Origin of the sequence: Curvibacter sp. PAE-UM (assembly GCF_001432305.1) — a bacterium.
GTDB lineage: Bacteria > Pseudomonadota > Gammaproteobacteria > Burkholderiales > Burkholderiaceae_C > Hylemonella.
Window position 1 is genome coordinate 378,385 of sequence record NZ_KQ483358.1, and the last position, 16,434, is coordinate 394,818.

The 16,434-nt window shown below is 65.6% G+C and carries 14 protein-coding genes and 1 pseudogene; 9 read left to right on the plus strand and 6 right to left on the minus strand.

Annotated elements, in window-relative coordinates; all coding sequences use genetic code 11:
• Positions 1–63: 63 nt before the first annotated feature.
• Entirely contained in the window at positions 64–2,172 is a 2,109-nt protein-coding gene (gene recG / locus AO057_RS01860) for an ATP-dependent DNA helicase RecG (RefSeq protein ID WP_057674026.1), read from the minus strand.
• 114 nt (positions 2,173–2,286) lie between these two features.
• Between recG and queA the strand changes: the two genes are divergently transcribed.
• Both queA and AO057_RS01870 read left to right on the plus strand, forming a co-directional pair.
• Complete coding sequence (gene queA / locus AO057_RS01865) at positions 2,287–3,336, plus strand: tRNA preQ1(34) S-adenosylmethionine ribosyltransferase-isomerase QueA (RefSeq protein ID WP_057674027.1); 1,050 nt, start codon at positions 2,287–2,289, stop codon at positions 3,334–3,336.
• 93 nt (positions 3,337–3,429) lie between these two features.
• Entirely contained in the window at positions 3,430–3,924 is a 495-nt protein-coding gene (locus AO057_RS01870) for a hypothetical protein (protein ID WP_156404449.1), read from the plus strand.
• Between the two features lie 198 nt (positions 3,925–4,122).
• Here the strand turns inward: AO057_RS01870 and AO057_RS01875 are convergent, their stop codons facing one another.
• The gene (locus AO057_RS01875) at positions 4,123–5,544 is read right to left on the minus strand and encodes an FAD-binding oxidoreductase (RefSeq protein ID WP_057674029.1); all 1,422 of its coding nucleotides are present in this window, start codon (positions 5,542–5,544) and stop codon (positions 4,123–4,125) included.
• Positions 5,545–5,744: 200 nt separating this feature from the next.
• On the opposite strand from AO057_RS01875, the gene AO057_RS01880 reads away from it, so the two are divergent.
• The 3 genes and pseudogenes from AO057_RS01880 (at position 5,745) to AO057_RS17360 (ending at position 7,726) form a co-directional block, all read left to right on the plus strand.
• Entirely contained in the window at positions 5,745–6,449 is a 705-nt protein-coding gene (locus AO057_RS01880; protein ID WP_057674030.1) for a winged helix-turn-helix transcriptional regulator, read from the plus strand.
• Positions 6,450–6,496: 47 nt separating this feature from the next.
• Positions 6,497–6,711: pseudogene (locus AO057_RS18175) on the plus strand (S-adenosylmethionine:tRNA ribosyltransferase-isomerase); the annotation flags it as partial.
• Positions 6,712–6,907: 196 nt separating this feature from the next.
• On the plus strand, positions 6,908–7,726 hold the full coding sequence (locus AO057_RS17360) for a toll/interleukin-1 receptor domain-containing protein (RefSeq protein ID WP_082605371.1): 819 nt from the start codon (positions 6,908–6,910) through the stop codon (positions 7,724–7,726).
• Between the two features lie 116 nt (positions 7,727–7,842).
• Here AO057_RS17360 and fghA read toward each other — a convergent pair whose 3' ends face one another.
• Together fghA and AO057_RS01900 are read right to left on the minus strand one after the other, a co-directional pair.
• Entirely contained in the window at positions 7,843–8,676 is an 834-nt protein-coding gene (gene fghA, locus AO057_RS01895) for an S-formylglutathione hydrolase (RefSeq protein ID WP_057674033.1), read from the minus strand.
• 133 nt (positions 8,677–8,809) lie between these two features.
• Positions 8,810–9,778 carry a Bug family tripartite tricarboxylate transporter substrate binding protein gene (locus AO057_RS01900; RefSeq protein ID WP_057674034.1) on the minus strand — a complete coding sequence of 323 codons (969 nt, stop codon included), beginning with the start codon at positions 9,776–9,778 and terminating at the stop codon, positions 8,810–8,812.
• Between the two features lie 97 nt (positions 9,779–9,875).
• On the opposite strand from AO057_RS01900, the gene AO057_RS01905 reads away from it, so the two are divergent.
• The 4 genes from AO057_RS01905 (at position 9,876) to AO057_RS01920 (ending at position 12,731) form a co-directional block, all read left to right on the plus strand.
• Positions 9,876–10,595 carry a class II aldolase/adducin family protein gene (locus AO057_RS01905; RefSeq protein WP_057674035.1) on the plus strand — a complete coding sequence of 240 codons (720 nt, stop codon included), beginning with the start codon at positions 9,876–9,878 and terminating at the stop codon, positions 10,593–10,595.
• Positions 10,596–10,713: 118 nt separating this feature from the next.
• The gene (gene tgt, locus AO057_RS01910; protein WP_057674036.1) at positions 10,714–11,895 is read left to right on the plus strand and encodes a tRNA guanosine(34) transglycosylase Tgt; all 1,182 of its coding nucleotides are present in this window, start codon (positions 10,714–10,716) and stop codon (positions 11,893–11,895) included.
• Between the two features lie 42 nt (positions 11,896–11,937).
• A complete protein-coding gene (locus AO057_RS01915; RefSeq protein WP_057674037.1) occupies positions 11,938–12,543 on the plus strand; it encodes a sigma-70 family RNA polymerase sigma factor in 606 nt (201 codons plus the stop codon).
• On the plus strand, positions 12,537–12,731 hold the full coding sequence (locus AO057_RS01920) for a zf-HC2 domain-containing protein (protein WP_057674038.1): 195 nt from the start codon (positions 12,537–12,539) through the stop codon (positions 12,729–12,731). Before AO057_RS01915 ends, AO057_RS01920 begins: the two co-directional genes overlap by 7 nt.
• Before the next feature lie 7 nt (positions 12,732–12,738).
• Here AO057_RS01920 and AO057_RS01925 read toward each other — a convergent pair whose 3' ends face one another.
• Positions 12,739–14,604 (minus strand): hypothetical protein, encoded by a 1,866-nt coding sequence (locus AO057_RS01925; RefSeq protein ID WP_057674039.1) that lies wholly within the window; start codon positions 14,602–14,604, stop codon positions 12,739–12,741.
• A 55-nt stretch (positions 14,605–14,659) separates the two neighbouring features.
• Positions 14,660–16,381, minus strand: coding sequence for a cation:proton antiporter domain-containing protein (gene ybaL, locus AO057_RS01930; protein ID WP_057674040.1), 1,722 nt, complete (start codon positions 16,379–16,381; stop codon positions 14,660–14,662).
• Positions 16,382–16,434 lie beyond the last annotated feature (53 nt).

Genomic DNA, 16,434 nt, shown 5'->3' on the forward strand with positions numbered 1-16,434 from the left:
CGCGCGCCTAGATTGGCGCCGTTTGCACCCCGTTCGCACTTGAGAAATCAGTGTGAACAGGCCCTACGCCTTCAGGTAATCCGTTCGGCTGCCCAGCCAGCGCATCACGTGCCGTTCGGCCAGGTCCGGGTGCCGGTCCAGCATCACGGGCGCCGCATCGCGGGCCCAGGCCAGCAGGTGGCTGTCTTCCGCCAGGTCGGCAAAACGCAGCAGGGCTGCACCGGACTGGCGCGCGCCCAGGAACTCGCCCGGCCCGCGGATGTCCAGGTCGCGCCGCGCGATCTCGAAGCCGTCGCTCGTCTCGGCCATGGCTTTCAGGCGCTCGCGCGCCGTCTCACCCAGGCGTGGTGCGTCACCGGTGGAATACAGCAGCACGCAGGCCGAAGCCGCCGCCCCGCGCCCCACCCGCCCACGCAGCTGGTGCAGCTGCGACAGGCCGAAGCGCTCGGCATGCTCGATCACCATCAGCGTGGCATTGGGCACATCCACCCCCACCTCGATCACCGTGGTGCTGACCAGCACGCCCATCTGCCCGCTGGTGAAGAGCGACATCACGGCCTTCTTCTCGGCCACGGGCATGCGCGAATGCAGCAGGCCCACCAGCACGCCGGGCAGAGCTGCGCTGAGCTCCGCGTGCGTCTCGGTCGCGTTGCTCAGGTCCAGCATCTCGCTCTCCTCGATCAGCGGGCAGACCCAGTACACCTGCCGCCCCTGCGCCAGCTGGCCGCGGATGCGCTGGATCACCTCGTCGCGCCGCTGCTCGGACACCACCTTGGTCACGATGGGGCTGCGGCCCGGCGGCAGCTCGTCGATGGTGGAGACGTCGAGGTCCGCGTAATAACTCATGGCCAGCGTCCTCGGTATCGGGGTCGCCGTCATCATCAACATGTGTGGCTCCAGGTCCTCGCCGTTGGTCTTGCTGCGCAGGGCCAGGCGTTGCGCAACGCCAAAGCGGTGCTGCTCGTCGATGATGGCCAGCGCCAGGTTCTTGAACTGCACCTGCTCCTGGATCACCGCGTGTGTGCCCACCACCAGGCCGGCCTCACCGCGCTCGATCAGGCCCAGCATCTCGGTGCGCTCTTTTTTCTTCTGGCTGCCCGTGAGCCAGGCCACGCGCACGCCCAGCGGCTCCAGCCAGCCCACCAGCTTGCGGAAATGCTGGTCGGCCAGGATCTCGGTGGGCGCCATCAGCGCGCACTGCCAGCCCGCATCCATGCAGATCGTGGCGGCCAGTGCGGCCACCACCGTCTTGCCGGAGCCCACGTCGCCCTGCAGCAGGCGGTGCATCGGTTGGTGCAAGGCCAGATCCTGTGCAATCTCCGTGCACACGCGGCGCTGCGCTGCGGTCAGCTGGAACGGCAGCGCGGCCAGCAGGCGTTCGTGCAGCGCACCCGCGCCCCGGGTGTGCAGCTCGGGCGCGCGCAGGTGCTCGCGCTCACGCCGCGACTGCAGTTGCGAAAGCTGCTGGGCCAGCAACTCCTCGGCCTTCAGGCGCAGCCAGGCGGGGTGCGTGTGGTCTTCCAGCTGGGCCAGCGAGACATCGGGGGTGGGGTGGTGCAAAAAGGTCAAGGCCTGGCGCAGGTCCCACAGCGGCTTGAACCTGAGCCCGGCCGCCAGCTCGGGCGCAAAGGTGTCGGACAACTCCGCGCGCGCCAGGCCGCTGAGCACGGCCTTGCGCAGATAGGCCTGGGGCAGCGCGGCCACCGTGGGGTAGACGGGCGTGAGCGCCGTGGGCAGTTCGCCACTGGCGGCCCGGGTGTGCGGGTGCATCATGGTCCAGCCCAGGAAACCGCCACGCAGTTCACCCCGCGCGCGGATGCGCGTGCCCACGGCCAGGGCCTTCTGTTGCGAGGGGTAGAAATTGAAGAAGCGCAGCACGCAGGTGTCGCTGCCGTCGTTCACCGTCACCAGCAGCTGGCGGCGCGGGCGGTAAGCCACCTCACAGGCCGTGACCTCGGCCTCGATCTGCGCCGTGTCGCCTTCGCGCGCGTCGGCCAGCCTGGTGATGCGCGTCTCGTCCTCGTAGCGCAGGGGCAGGTGCAGGGCCAGGTCGATGTCGCGCCGCAGGTTGAGCTTTTCCAGCGCCTTCTGCGGCAGGCTCTTGGCCGGCACGCCAGCGGCCGAGGCCCTGGGGGCTTTTTTCTCGGCGGTAGCGGGTCGCTTGGCGGGCATGGGACAATTCTGCCTTCTCTTTCACTTGGAATGGGTTTCTCCGCCTTGCGGCGAAACCCGAAGGGTGTTTCATGAAATGCATCGCGACCGCGATGCATAGCAACCCTCAAGCACATGCCTACCGTCTCCGGCGCCCAACGCGCCCACACCCTCAGCGATTTCGACTTCGAGCTCCCGCCCGAACTCATCGCCCAGCACCCCACAGCCGAACGCAGCGCCTCGCGCCTGCTCGACGGCCGTGGCGCGCAACCGGTGGACCGTATCTTCCGAGAGCTGCCTGGTCTGCTGCAGGCCGGTGACCTGCTGGTCTTCAACGACACCAAGGTGGTGAAAGCGCGCCTCTTTGGGGAGAAGCCCACCGGCGGCAAGCTGGAGCTGCTGATCGAACGTGTGCTGACCGGCCACGAGGTGGTGGCCCACATGAAGGTCAGCAAAAGACCGGCCGTGGGCACGGTGCTGCAGATGACCGGGGGCTACACGGCAGAGCTGCTGGGCCGCTGGCCCGATGAAGACGGGCAACTCTTCCGCCTGCGTTTCAGCGATGAGCCGCACCAGTTGATGGAGCAGCACGGCCACGTGCCGCTTCCTCCCTACATCGAACACGGCGACAGCGCCGAAGACGTGGCGCGTTACCAGACCGTCTTCGCCGCCAAACCCGGCGCCGCCGCCGCACCCACCGCCGCCCTGCACTTCGACGAAAGTCTGCTGGCCGCACTGGAAGCGCGCGGCGTGCAGCGTGCCAGCGTCACCCTGCACGTGGGCGCCGGCACCTTCTCGCCCGTGAAGACCGAGAACCTGGCCGAGCACCGCATGCACCGCGAGTGGTACGAAGTGCCCGCCGCCACGCAGCAGGCCATTGCGGAAACGAAAGCGCGCGGCGGCCGCATCGTGGCCGTGGGCACCACCACCATCCGCACCCTCGAATCCTGGGCCAGGACGGGCCAGGCCAGCGGCGACACCGAAATCTTCATCACCCCGGGCTTCGCGTTCAAGGTGGCTGACCTGCTGGTCACCAACTTCCATCTGCCCAAGTCCACGCTCATGATGCTGGTCAGCGCCTTTGCGGGCTACGAGCACATCATGGGGCTGTACCGGCATGCGATCAGCGAGCGCTACCGCTTCTTCAGTTATGGGGATGCGATGCTGCTGGAGCGGTTGCGGTAGTCACAACTGTTACGGATGCGCCGCTGGCGGCCAGGAACGGCCTGCAGCAGGCGCCCGTAGAATACATAAGACAACCTGCATGGATAAACCCCCGTGTTGAACACCGACTTCCGCCCCTCCCAGCTCCCCGAGTTCACCCCACCTTCGGTGCCGCAAACGAAGCTCAAAAGAGCGGCGGCCGAATACGCGCTGGTTGCGCTCGCCGCGGGCATCGGGGGCGTGCATGTGCTGGTGACCAGTTACCTGACCCGCCTCGCGCTGGCGCCTGCCATCGCCATCGGGGTGCTGCTGACCCTGCACCTGGGCACGGTGTTCGTGGCACGACTGCGGCAAGGCGAATGGCTGGGGCTGACCGGGCTTCTGATCACCCTGCTGGCGGCCCTGGTGGCACCGGCTACCGCCGGCCTGGCCGACCCCACGGACCACATGGCCCCGGCGGGCGGCTACGTGCCCCTGCCCACCGCGTCCACGGACCACTCGATCGCGGGCAGCGCCCGCGCCCTGGCCGACAACGCCGGCCCCATCGTGGTGATCATCGGCGCCCTCATCAGCAGCTGGTTCGCGGTGCACAACGCCAAGCCGAGATAGGCTGCGGGGATAGCCCCGGGCCCGGCAGCCGGGCTGCTTTCTGGCTTGCGGCGACGCCGAGATCTTCATCACCCCGGGCTTCGCGTTCAAGGTGGCCGACCTGCTGGTCACCCCATCAATTTACCGTCGTCCTCTCAGGGAAGCCAAGCGCACCGTATCAAGCGCTACCTTTGGGTGACATCAGACCTCGCTGGCTTATCAAGCCGTAACCCTCTTCGTATGGCGGAAGAAATTGCCGGGGTCGTATTGCTGCTTCAGTGCCGCGAGCTTGTCCAGGTTGGCCTTGCCATACGCGGCTTCGATGCGGTCCGCCCCCTCCTCTTCGGTCAGGAAATTGATGTAGGTGCCTCCCGTCGAACAGGGTCGCATGGCCTCAAAGCAGGCGCGGGCCCACTGCATATGAAGGTCATCCTCCCCTGGCTTCTCCCAGGATGCCGCAATGTTCAAGACATAGGCCGCGTCGCGATTGCCAGCGGGAGAATGCCCGGCCGGCAACTCGCCCAATGCCCCCTGTATCTGGAACAGAAGAATGGCTGAATGGGGTGATTGAATTCGGCCCGCATGTTCCACGGCGAGGTCTATGGTTTTTTGCTCGATGCCGGCCAGGTAGTGTGACTTCCAGTAATAACGCCGACCCTTGGGCTGCGTGCCATCCAGCAAGGATTGCATTTGCGCATAGGGCCGACGCGTCACGATGTCGGCCACGGGCTGCCCGATGGCACGCAGCGTCTTCATGAGGGCTTCACCCTCTTCGACCTTGCCGGTATGACACACGAAAATGGCCACGATGGGCTTGCCATGCACCTCCTTGGGCAGCCAGGGTGCCGGTGGCGCAATCCGGAGCACGGCCACACTGGTCAGTTCCCGTGGTGCTGCAGCGCTGAATGCCCGATAGGCCTGGAGAACCTCCTGGGCCTTGTCGCCGGTCCAGGCCATGGCACCCCCGAGGATTTCGGGCCCGACGGGAAAGAGCTGGTATTCAAAGGACGTGACGATGCCGAAATTGCCGCCGCCGCCCCGCAAGGCCCAGAACAGGTCTTGGTTCTCGTCGGCCGATGCACGCAACACCGTGCCGTCTGCGCTGACCACTTCCATCGACACCACGTTGTCGCACGTCCAGCCATGGCGGCGCGTCAGGTAGCCAAATCCACCACCCACTGTGAGGCCCGCGATCCCCGTGGCCGAGACAAAACCCAGCACGGCGGCGAGACCGTGCAGTTGCGTCTCGCGGTCGACGTCAGCCAGTGTGCAACCCGCTTGAGCGCGCGCCCTGCGGTTCACCGGATCGACCCAGACGGCACGCAGGAAAGACATGTCGATCATGAGCCCGCCGTCGCAGACGGAAAGCCCGGCAATATTGTGGCCACCGCCGCGCACAGAACTGAGCAGACCGTGTTGTCGTGCGAAACGCACGGCCTGCACCACATCGGCCGTGCCGGTGCAGCGCGCCACCAGGCCGGGCCGCCGGTCGATCATCGCGTTCCAGATCGTGCGGGACTCCTCATACTCCGGGTCGTCTGCCGTCAGAACCCGTCCCTTGAATGCAGTCTTGAAGGCCTGCAGGGTCTCCGGTGCCAGGTCGACGGTGCCGCCGTCCAGTGTCGCGAGCTTGATGGTCATGGTGATCCGCCTTGGGTGTGTTGAAGTCTCAGGCTGCCCCATCGGCCACGATGTACCGATGCAGTCAGCCGCCTGGTTTCTCCCTACCCGCGCGTACCGGTTCAAGGTCTACGCGATGTAGGGCAGGGCCAGCTTGCGCGTGACAAGCCACGGTGACCAGTCCAGAATCTGAAGTGTTTCCAGTTTTCGGAGGCGATGCGATGGAAGCCAGCTACGGCCAGTTCTGTACCGTTGCACGGGGTGCGGAGGTCTTGTGCGAGCGATGGACGCCGCTGGTGGTGCGCGAGCTGCTGTGCGGAAGCAGGCGCTTCAACGACCTGCACCGGGGCGTGCCGCGCATGTCCACCAGCCTGCTGGTGCAGCGGCTTCAGCGCCTGGAAGAATTCGGGATCGTGCGCCGCACTGCTGTCGGCAAAGTCTGGGAATACAGCCTCACGGCCGCCGGCGAGGATTTGCGTCCGATTGTGATGGCGCTGGGCCATTGGGGCGCGCAGTGGATAGGCAGCCGCTTGCGCGACGATGAACTGGATGCCGGCCTGCTCATGTGGGACATCCGCCGATTCGCGCGCGTCCAGGAGTTCCCGGAGAAGCCCGTGGTGATCAACTTCCAGTTCCGGGACGCACGCATACGCGAGGATGCATGGTGGCTCGTGGTGGAAAGCCGTGTGGCCGACCTGTGCCGCGATGACCCCGGGCGCGAATTGACCCTGGTGGTGGATGCCTCCGTGCGTGCGCTGACCGAGGTATGGGCCGGCGACCTGACCCCCCAACAGGCCCTGCGTTCGCGCGAAATCCGTGTGGACGGGCCGAAGCGTGACGCGGAAGACCTGTGGCGATGGCTGGGAACCAGTGCGTTTGCCCCAACACGCCTGAAAAGAGGTGGCTCATCGAAGAGGATGCGCTGAATTTCTGCGGGGTTCAAGGGCCTGCGTTAGCAGCAAGGCTGCATCCGGCTGGTGACACCGAAATCTTCATCACCCCGGGCTTTGAGTTCCAGGTGGCCGACCTGCTGGTCACCAAATCCAATTTACCAAAGTCCCCCCTCATGGTGCTCGTCAGCACCTTTGCGGGCTACGAACACATCATGGGGCTGTACCGACATGCGATCGCGCAGCACAATCGGTTTTTAGTTATAGGGATGCGATGGTGCTGAAAAATCAGCGCTAATTTTTTTTACAGCCTAAGGTCAGAGGCAGTTTGAAGTACCGTCGAAGCTAATCAACCACGCGGCCCCGCAAAAAAGTGAATCCACCTAAGTGGGCACGGCTCTTAGAATCAGTCGTAGTGTTTCCGTCAGGTGCAAATGCTGCTTAGCCCCGCTCTCTTCAAACGTTGTCAGCCCTAGCGGGATGGAGAAAATGAAATGGCATCTTTGAAGTTTCGGGAGAGGAAAGTTCTTGAGGATTTCCTTGAGATGGGTAGCGGCTATGTCTTGAATTTCAGTGATCGCACGTTTGCTGAATTCTTTCGGGACTTTGGCGTCGATATTGACGATGCTCAGTACCTTGAAGGACATAGCGGCTCCAAAGCCAATCGGATGCGTAGCTTCTTAGATCGTGCACCGGACTTGTTGGCAGGGGAAGTAATCGAAGAGCTTATTGGCTACGCAGAGTCGTACCGAATAGGCCACAAAACTGCCAGTCAATGCCTGTCTATCGCTGCTCGACTACGGGAAACGCAATCGAATCCGTCTAAACCTTCGGCGACCGCAGCCGCTAGCCCTTACGGAATACAACGATTCAGTGCGCGCCCAATCGAAATCTTCTTCTCTTACGCACATGAGGATGAAGCGCTGATGGATGTTATTCGCCTTCAGCTCGTAGTGCGAGAACGCATCGGCGAGATCGTAAAGTGGCATGACCGCATGATTCCTGCGGGCGACGAATGGCGAACCCAGATTGACAAGAGGATTGAAAGCTCTCACGTCATCCTGCTCTTCATAAGCCCTCACTTCCTCGCTTCTCGCTACTGCTACGAAATTGAAGGTGAGATCGCCCTTCGCAGACACCGAGAAGGCACTGCACGGGTCATCCCCGTGATACTGAGAGCCTGTGATTGGACCGTTACTCCTTTTGCTGAGCTTCAAGCGCTCCCCAGGGATGGCATTCCGATCACACAATGGCCCGATCGAGATCAGGCATCTCTAGATGTCGCGCGTGGGATCATGGAAAGTGTCCAGTGATTATTTTGCCAAGGGCTCTAAACCAAGCGCTTTGGCAAGCTTAGTTTGATCGAAAACCAGCGTTCCATCACTAAGCAACGCTTCAGTTTCGGTGGCCATTAGCCTACCAATCACTACTAGCCTTTAAGGCCCTGCGCATGATGCGCAAAATGGTCCGCCATGAAGCTCGCAATGAAGTAATAGCTGTGGTCATAACCCGCATGGCGGCGCAGCGTGAGCGGATGGCCCGCGGCAGTGCAGGCAGCCTCCAGCAGCTCCGGCCGTAGCTGCTTGCGCAAAAACTCATCGGTCTCGCCCTGGTCCACCAGGATAGGCAGACGTTCCTGCGCGGTGGCGACCAGTTCCACCGCATCCCATTCCTTCCACGCTGAAGCGTCCGCGCCCAGATAGGCCGTGAAGGCCTTCTGGCCCCAGGGCACCTGGCTGGGGGCGACCACGGGGGCGAAGGCCGAGACGCTGCGGTAACGGCCGGGGTTGCGAAGGGCGGTGACGAGCGCGCCGTGGCCGCCCATGCTGTGGCCGAAGATGCCGCGCGCATCGGTGGCGGGGAAGTTCTGCTCGATCAGTGCGGGCAGCTCCTGCGCCACGTAATCCTGCATGCGGTAGTGCTGGGACCAGGGGGCCTGGGTGGCGTTCACATAAAAGCCCGCGCCTTCGCCCAGGTCGTAGCTGTCTTCATTGGGCACGCCGGGGCCGCGTGGACTGGTGTCGGGGGCGACGAGGATGAAGCCGTGGCGCGCGGCGTGTTCCTGCGCGCCGGCCTTGGTGATGAAGGTCTGTTCGTTGCAGGTCAGGCCGGCCAGCCAGTAGAGCACGGGGCAGCGCTGGCCCTCGACAGCAGCGGGCGGCAGGTAGATGCCGAACTTCATGTCGCAGCCCAGCACTTGGGACTGATGTTTCCAGACTTCCTGGCGGCCGCCAAAGCTGGCGTGTTTCTCAACGCGGTTCATGGGTTTCCTCGGGGTGAATCACGAAATTATCCCTTCGGGCCTGGCCCTTCGCCAGGCCCAGGGCAAACGGCGAGCACAAAGAAAAGCCCGGCGTACCGGGCCAGGCCTGGATGCGGCCGCAGGCCGCTGCCGCTTATTCAGCCTTGATGCCCGCATGCGCGGCCACGCGCGACCAGCGCACCAGCTCGGAGCGCATGAAGTCGGTGGCCTCGTCCGGGCTGGCGTAGACGATGTCGAAACCCATGCCTTCGAGCTTGGCCTTGGTCTCGGGCTGCTTGAGCACCTTGGTGTAGGCAGCGTGCAGGCTCTTGACCACGGCCGGCGGCGTGGAAGCCGGGGCGTAGAGCGCGAACCAGTTGGAGACCTCGGCGCCGGGGTAGCCGGACTCGATCAGCGTGGGCGTCTGGGGCAGTTCGCGGTGGCGCTGCTTGGCGGCCACGGCCAGCACGCGGATACGGCCCTGCTTGATGAAAGGCAGGGCGTTCTGCAGCGGGCTGAACATGTAATCCAGCTGGCCGCCCACCAGGTCGTTCATGGCCTGTGACTGGCCCTTGTAGGGGATGTGGTTGGAGCGGGTGTTGGCGAGCTGGTTGAAGTACTCGGCCGTGAGGTGCTGCGAGCTGCCCGTCCCGGCCGAGCCGTAGTTGAGCGCGCCGGCCTTGCTGCGTGCCAGCTCGACGAACTCTTTCACGTTCGCCGCCTTGACCGAGGCGTGCACCACCAGGGCCACGTCGGTCTGACCGACCAGGGCCACGGTCTGGAAATCCTTGAGCAGGTCGTAGGGCAGCTTGCGGTAGACCGCCACATTGGTGGCGATGGTGCTGGGCGAGAACAGCAGGGTGTAGCCGTCGGCCTTGGCCTTGGCCACGTACTCGGTGCCGATGTTGCCGCCGGCGCCCGTCTTGTTCTCCACCACCACGGGCTGGCCCAGCAGCTCACCTACCTTCTGGCCGACCGCGCGGGCCATCACGTCGGTGCCGCCACCGGCCGAGACGGGCACGATGAGCTGGATGGGGCGTTGCGGGAAGCCCTGCGCCAGGGCTTGCGAGAAGCCCAGCGCTCCCAGCACCAGGCCAGCGGACATGCGATGCAGAAAGTTCATGGCGGTCTCCTTATGTTGTCGAAATCGATCTTATGACGATAATCATACTTATCATCAATGCAAGTCAGGAAAACACTGACTGCCCAGGAGACCCGACATGAACCCCACAGCCAACCCCGCGCTGATCGACGACCTCGTCATCGCCAACCACATCCTCGTCAACGAGGGCGTGCTCGACGGCTTCGGCCACATCAGCGTGCGCCATGACAAAAATCCCGACCGCTTCCTGATCGCACGCAGCATGGCGCCGGGCCTGGTGACGGCCGACGACATCGTGGCCTGTGACCTGGACGGCAACGTGCACGACGAGCGCGGCCGCAAGACCTATGTGGAGCGCTTCATCCACAGCGAGATCTACCGTTGCCGCCCCGACGTGATGGCCGTCATCCACAGCCACTCGCCGGCGGTCATCCCCTTTGGCGTCACGGGCGCGCGCCTGCGGCCCATCTGCCACATGAGCGGCTTTCTCGGCGCGCAGGTGCCGGTGTTCGAGATCCGGCACACGGCCGGCGAGAGCAGCGACCTGCTGATCCGCAACCAGGCGCTGGGCAAAGCCCTGGCGGCCAGCCTGGGGCAGCAAGCCGTGGCCCTGCTGCGCGGGCACGGCAATGTGGTGGTGGGCTTCTCCATCCAGCAGGTGGTGTTCCGCGCCATCTACACCGAGAGCAATGCCCGCCTGCAGAGCGAGGCCATGCGCCTGGGCGAGATCAACTACCTGACGCCCGAAGAAGCCCAGGCCACTTCGGACATGAACGACGAACACCTGGGCCGCCCCTGGGAAGTCTGGAAGAAGCGGGCGCTGCAAAACCGCTTCTGATCTCTGCACGGGCCCGGCCGTTCGGGCTGAGCCTGTCGAAGCCTGGCCTGCGCAGAACCCTTCGACAAGCTCAGGGTGAACGGGGAACAGGTGTGGCGCCTAAAATCGGCCCCACACCATGCTGAAATTCGAACTGCTCAAGACCGACGGCCACGCCCGCCGCGGCCGCCTCACGCTCAACCACGGCGTGGTCGAAACCCCCATCTTCATGCCCGTGGGCACCTACGGCACGGTCAAGGGCGTGATGCCCCAAAGCCTGGAAGACATGGGCGCGCAGATCATCCTGGGCAACACCTTCCACCTCTGGATGCGTCCGGGCCTGGACGTGGTACAGACCTTTGGCGGCCTGCACCGCTTCGAGAACTGGGGCAAGCCCATCCTCACCGATTCGGGCGGTTTCCAGGTCTGGAGCCTGGGCGAGATGCGCAAGATCTCCGAAGAGGGCGTGCGCTTCTCCTCGCCGGTCAACGGCGACAAGCTTTTCCTCACGCCCGAGGTCTCGATGCAAATCCAGACCGTGCTCAACAGCGACATCGTCATGCAGTTCGACGAGTGCACGCCCTATGTCTCGCTGGAGCCCAAGACCAAGGGCCAGCTGACCACCGAGCGCGAGGCGCGCCTGTCCATGGAACTCAGCATGCGCTGGGCCAAACGCTGCAAAACCGAGTTCGAGCGGCTGGAGAACCCCAACGCGCTGTTCGGTATCGTGCAGGGCGGCATGTACGAGAACCTGCGCGACGAATCCCTGGCCGGGCTGGAGGAGCTGGACTTCCCCGGCATCGCGGTGGGCGGTGTCAGCGTGGGCGAGCCCAAGGAGGACATGCAGCGCCTGATGCGCCACGTCGGCCCCCGGCTGCCGGCGCACAAGCCGCATTACCTGATGGGCGTGGGCACACCGGAAGACCTGATCTACGGCGTGCAGCACGGCATCGACATGTTCGACTGCGTGATGCCCACGCGCAATGCGCGCAACGGCCACCTGTTCACGCGTTTTGGCGACCTGAAGATCCGCAACGCGCGCCACAAGAGCGACGAGCGCCCGCTGGACGAGACCTGCAGCTGCTACGCCTGCGCCGGCACCTCGGGTGTGCCCTACCAGCAGGGCGGGCGCGACGGTTTCAGCCGCGCCTACCTGCACCACCTGGACCGCTGCGGCGAGATGCTGGGCCCCATGTTGGCCACGGTGCACAACCTGCACTACTACCTGAACCTCATGCGCGAGGTGCGCGCCGCGCTGGATGCGGGCACGTTCGGCGCCTTCGTGGCGCAGTTCCACGCCGAGCGGGCGCGCGGCGTCTGAGTTCCTGTAAGAAACCCGCGCCCCGCGCGACCAAGGTATCGAATGGACACTGACCAGACCACGCGCGAGCCCATCGCCAACGAGCACCTGGCCGCCATCCGCCCCGACATGCTGCGCTTCGCCCGCCTGCAGCTGCGCGACGCGGCGGCCGCCGAAGACGCGGTGCAGGAAGCCCTGCTGGCCGCGCTGGCCAACGCCCGGCAGTTCGCCGGCCGCTCCGAGGCCAAGACCTGGGTCTTCGGCATCCTCAAGAACAAGATCGTGGATGTGATCCGCCAGCAGAGCCGCAGTTGCAACATCTCGTCCTTCTCGGATGGCGAGGAAAGCCTGGACCAGACCTTCGAGTCCCTGTTCCGCGAGAACGCGCACTGGACACCGGCCTCGCGCCCGCGCGACTGGGGCAGCCCCGAAGCCGCCCTGCGACAGCAGCACTTCTGGGGCGTGTTCGAAGTCTGCCTCAACCACCTGCCCGAGAACACGGCGCGCGTCTTCATGATGCGCGAGTTCCTCGATTTCGAAACGCCCGAGGTCTGCCAGGAGCTGGGCATCACGGTGAGCAACTGCAACGTCATCCTGCACCGCGCACGCAATGCCCTGCGCCTGTGTCTGGAACGCGGTTGGTTCACCGCAGGAGAAAAAACATGCTGAACTGCAAGCAAGCCACGCAACTCATGTCCGAAGCCCAGGACCGCAAGCTCGCCCTGGGCGAGCAACTACCGCTGCGCCTGCACCTTTTCATGTGCGTGGGCTGCCGCAACTACGGCAGGCAGCTGGATTTCCTGCGGGCCGCCACCCGGGAACTCAAGGCCGGCAGCGAGCCGGCTCCCAAGGACTAGGGCCTGTTCAACGCCATTGGTCTCTTAGCACCCAGGCAAACGCCGCCAGCAAGACCACGGCCACGATGCCAAAGTACAGGGCCCAGGGCTTTTTCTTCTCGGCGTAGGGATCGGTCAGCGCGCGCTCGGCATTGGGCGGCAGGTGCGCCACCTGCGTGAGCGAGGTACCGAAGGGGATGTTGATCTTGGCGCGCGCATTGATGGCCCAGCCATTGGCATCCAGGATGGGGCCCAGGTTACGGCTGCGCAGCTTGAACCAGGCCAGGATGACCGCGGGGCCCGAGATCGCCAGCATCAGCCCGGCCAGCGCGAATGGCACCTGCCACCATTTGAGCGCCAGCAGGCCCACCAGCACCGAGGCCAGCGCCGTGCCGATGGCGCCCACGGCCAGGCCGATGGCGGCAAAGATACCGGCGAACTTGCCCACGTCGAAAGGCGGCGGGGGCGTTGCCGGTGCGGCGGGGGCCGCGGCCACCTTCTTGGTGCCGTCGACCACGGCGGTGGTGAGCTTCTCGTCCGAGGCCTTGGCCTTGCTGGCGGCGATCTTCTGCAGCTGCTCGCCGACGAAACGCGCCAGCCGCTTGTAGGGCGACCAGAAGGCCTGGCGCAGGCTGATCGGGTGGTCGATGATCTTGGTGATGGTGGCGTCCCAGTCGCGGCCCAGGCGGTCGTAGAACACGCCGTTGCGGCTCACCATGAGCTGGTCCGAATCGCCCGCGGTGAAAGCCGCAGCGATGCTCAGCTTCTCGGCGCCGCGCGTGCAGTCGCAATAGACCAGGCACATGCGCGAGAGCGTGGCCAGCGTGGCATGGCGAGCCGCGTCGTTGACCGCCACGCAGAGTTCGGCCGAGCGGCCGTCCAGGTAGAGCGTGCCAACCTGGAAAGTGGCCTTGCCCTGGCGGGTGTAGAAATCGCGGAAGGCAACGAAGTTGTTGGCGAGTGACAGCAGGTCGCGCACGTAATGCGCCAACCGCTCCAGCTGACGCACGGCATCGGCCTCGACAGCCGCATCGGGTTTGGCGGCCAGCCAGGCGGCATAGGGCGCGAGCTTGTCTTTCAGCGCCGCCCAGTCGGCCTCGGTCAGCAGCGCGCGATCACCCAGCAGCGGCTGGACGGCGGCCTGCTGCAAGGTGGCCATGCGGGCCGCCCAGGCCGGGTTGAGCCCCGTGCCCAGCGGCAGCGCCACACCGGCCTGCACGTGCGCCAGCGGCAGCGCGGCAATGCTCTCGGTATCGGTCTTCAAGGTGACGCTGCCCAGCGCGACCAGCGTCGCATCGGCCGCGTTGAGGGCCGCACCGGCACGCGCATCGAAGGCCGCCAGACGGCAGCGCACGAACCAGTCTTCCACCTTCTCGGCCACGGCCACCAGGGCCTCGTGGGCCGCGGCGGTGGCGTCGCCCAGCGGGCGGGCGGCCTGGCCGGCCGCTTCCCAGGCGGCCAGCGCGCGTTGGGCGTGGCGGGTCTGCGCGGCATTGGCGGCGGCGACCGTCACCAGGCCGTCAGTGCTGCCGATGTCGGCGAGCAGCTCGCGCGCGGCGGTGGCGATGGCGGCGCCCTCTTCGTCCTCGTCACGGATGGCCGCCAGCGGCACACCCGGGAGTTTCTGCGCCAGCACATTGGTGTCTTTCAGGCGCCCGGCAGCCCACTGCACCGCAGCGATCAGTTCGGGAGCGCGCACCTGGCCGTCGCCATCACCATCGACAAAGGACAAGGTGCGGGCGTCGAACTCGATGCCCTTGACGGGGCAGGACAGGGCCACCCAGAGTTTCTGGTCGAGGGCGCCGATGTTGAGCAGTTCGGCCGCGGTGTCCAGGCGGACCTGGTCAAAACCGCCGGCACGGAAGAAACGCCAATGGGGCTGGGGTGAGGTCATGTGCAGGTCCTCCAGGATGGTTGGATTTCATCTTACCCGCAGCCCGGGCCCGGCCTCAGCTGCGCAGGTTCACCGTGCCGTGGTGCGGACGCATGCGGTCCAGGACCTGCGTGCTCATGCTGCGCGACAGCTCTTCCTTGCCCAGGAAGACCGTGCCCAGGCCTTCCTGGCGCAAAAGCACGGCCTCGTCCTCGCTCAGGGTGCGCAACAGCACCTCGACCTGGGGATTGAGCGCACGGGCGGTCTCCACCATGCGACGCGCGCGCATGGAGTCGGGCGGCGTGATGACCAGCATGGCCGCGCGCGCGATGTGCGCCTGGATCAGCACCTCGGGCTCGGCGGCGTCGCCGCTGACCGCAGGAATGCCCTCCTTGCGCAGCGTCTCCACGATCTCGCGGTTCTGCTCGGCCACGACAAAGGGGATCTGCTGTTCCCGCAGCTCGGCCGCCATGCGCCGGCCCACGCTGCCGTAGCCCACCAGCACCACCTGCCCCGTCAACTGCTTCGGATCGGTGGACATGGGCAGTTCGGCCAGCGGGTCGTCGCGCTGCTCGAAACGGCGCACCCGCTCCGAGCGCTGGCGCAACCACTGCTGCAGCGGCCCGATGGCGGCAAAGACAGCCGAGTTCGCGGCAATGGAGATCAGCGCACCGGCCAGCACCAGGCTCTGCCCCTGTGCCGGCAACAGGTTCAGCGCCACACCCATGCCGGCCAGGATGAAAGAGAACTCGCCGATCTGCGCCAGGCTGGCGCCAATGGTCAGCGCCGTGTTGAGCGGGTAACGGAACAAGAGCACCAGGCCGATGGCCGCCAGCGTCTTGCCCACCATGATGATGGCCACCACCGCCAGCACCTTGAGCGGCTCCTGCCAGAGCACGGCCGGGTCGAACAACATGCCGACCGAGACGAAAAACAGCACGGCAAAGGCGTCGCGCAGCGGCAGCGACTCGTCGGCCGCGCGGTGGCTGTACTCGGACTCGCGCATCATCATGCCGGCGAAGAAGGCGCCCAGCGCGAAGGACACGTCGAACAGCAGGGCCGCGCCAAAGGCCACGCCGATGGCCGCCGCCACCACGCACAGCGTGAACAGCTCGCGCGAACCGGTGCGCGCCACCCACCACAACAGCTTGGGGAACACGCGCCGCCCCACCACCAGCATCACGGCGATGAAGGCCGCCACCTTGGCCAGCGTCAGGCCCATGGCGGTCCAGAGCTCGCCGGCGTCGGCCGAGCGGCCGGCGCCCGCCCCGCCCCTGACACCCGCCAGGGCCGGCACCAGCACGAGCACCAGCACCATGACCAGGTCTTCCACCACCAGCCAGCCCACGGCGATGCGGCCGTTGATGCTGTCGAGCAGGCCCTTGGCTTCGAGCGCGCGCAGCAGCACCACCGTGCTGGCCACCGACAGGCACAGGCCGAAGATCAGCGCCCCGCCCCAGTGCCAGCCCCAGCTCATGGCCACGCCCATGCCCAGGACCACGGCCACCGCGATCTGGACGATGGCGCCCGGCACCGCGATGCGCCGCACCGCCAGCAGCTCGCGCAGGGAAAAATGCAGGCCCACGCCGAACATCAGCAGCATCACGCCGATCTCGGCCAGCTGGCCGGCCAGGCCGACATCGCCCACGAAACCCGGCGTGGCCGGGCTGATCACCACACCGGCCAGCAGGTAGCCCACCAGCGGCGGCATCCTGAGCTGGATGGCCAGCAGGCCCAGGATCATCGCCAGGCCGAAACCGGTGGCGATGGTGGCGATGAGACTGACGTCGTGGGGCATGGGTTCTATCATGAAGGATTCGTGAAATCGTAGCGTCCTGGAGGGATACGACG

Excerpts from the sequence above, each read along its gene's own strand:
- recG (WP_057674026.1), bottom strand. The coding sequence starts at position 2,172 with ATGCCCGCCAAGCGACCCGCTACCGCCGAGAAAAAAGCCCCCAGGGCC.
- queA (WP_057674027.1), top strand. The coding sequence starts at position 2,287 with ATGCCTACCGTCTCCGGCGCCCAACGCGCCCACACCCTCAGCGATTTC.
- AO057_RS01875 (WP_057674029.1), bottom strand. The coding sequence starts at position 5,544 with ATGACCATCAAGCTCGCGACACTGGACGGCGGCACCGTCGACCTGGCA.
- AO057_RS01880 (WP_057674030.1), top strand. The coding sequence starts at position 5,745 with ATGGAAGCCAGCTACGGCCAGTTCTGTACCGTTGCACGGGGTGCGGAG.
- AO057_RS17360 (WP_082605371.1), top strand. The coding sequence starts at position 6,908 with ATGGCATCTTTGAAGTTTCGGGAGAGGAAAGTTCTTGAGGATTTCCTT.
- fghA (WP_057674033.1), bottom strand. The coding sequence starts at position 8,676 with ATGAACCGCGTTGAGAAACACGCCAGCTTTGGCGGCCGCCAGGAAGTC.
- AO057_RS01900 (WP_057674034.1), bottom strand. The coding sequence starts at position 9,778 with ATGAACTTTCTGCATCGCATGTCCGCTGGCCTGGTGCTGGGAGCGCTG.
- AO057_RS01905 (WP_057674035.1), top strand. The coding sequence starts at position 9,876 with ATGAACCCCACAGCCAACCCCGCGCTGATCGACGACCTCGTCATCGCC.
- tgt (WP_057674036.1), top strand. The coding sequence starts at position 10,714 with ATGCTGAAATTCGAACTGCTCAAGACCGACGGCCACGCCCGCCGCGGC.
- AO057_RS01915 (WP_057674037.1), top strand. The coding sequence starts at position 11,938 with ATGGACACTGACCAGACCACGCGCGAGCCCATCGCCAACGAGCACCTG.
- AO057_RS01920 (WP_057674038.1), top strand. The coding sequence starts at position 12,537 with ATGCTGAACTGCAAGCAAGCCACGCAACTCATGTCCGAAGCCCAGGAC.
- AO057_RS01925 (WP_057674039.1), bottom strand. The coding sequence starts at position 14,604 with ATGACCTCACCCCAGCCCCATTGGCGTTTCTTCCGTGCCGGCGGTTTT.
- ybaL (WP_057674040.1), bottom strand. The coding sequence starts at position 16,381 with ATGCCCCACGACGTCAGTCTCATCGCCACCATCGCCACCGGTTTCGGC.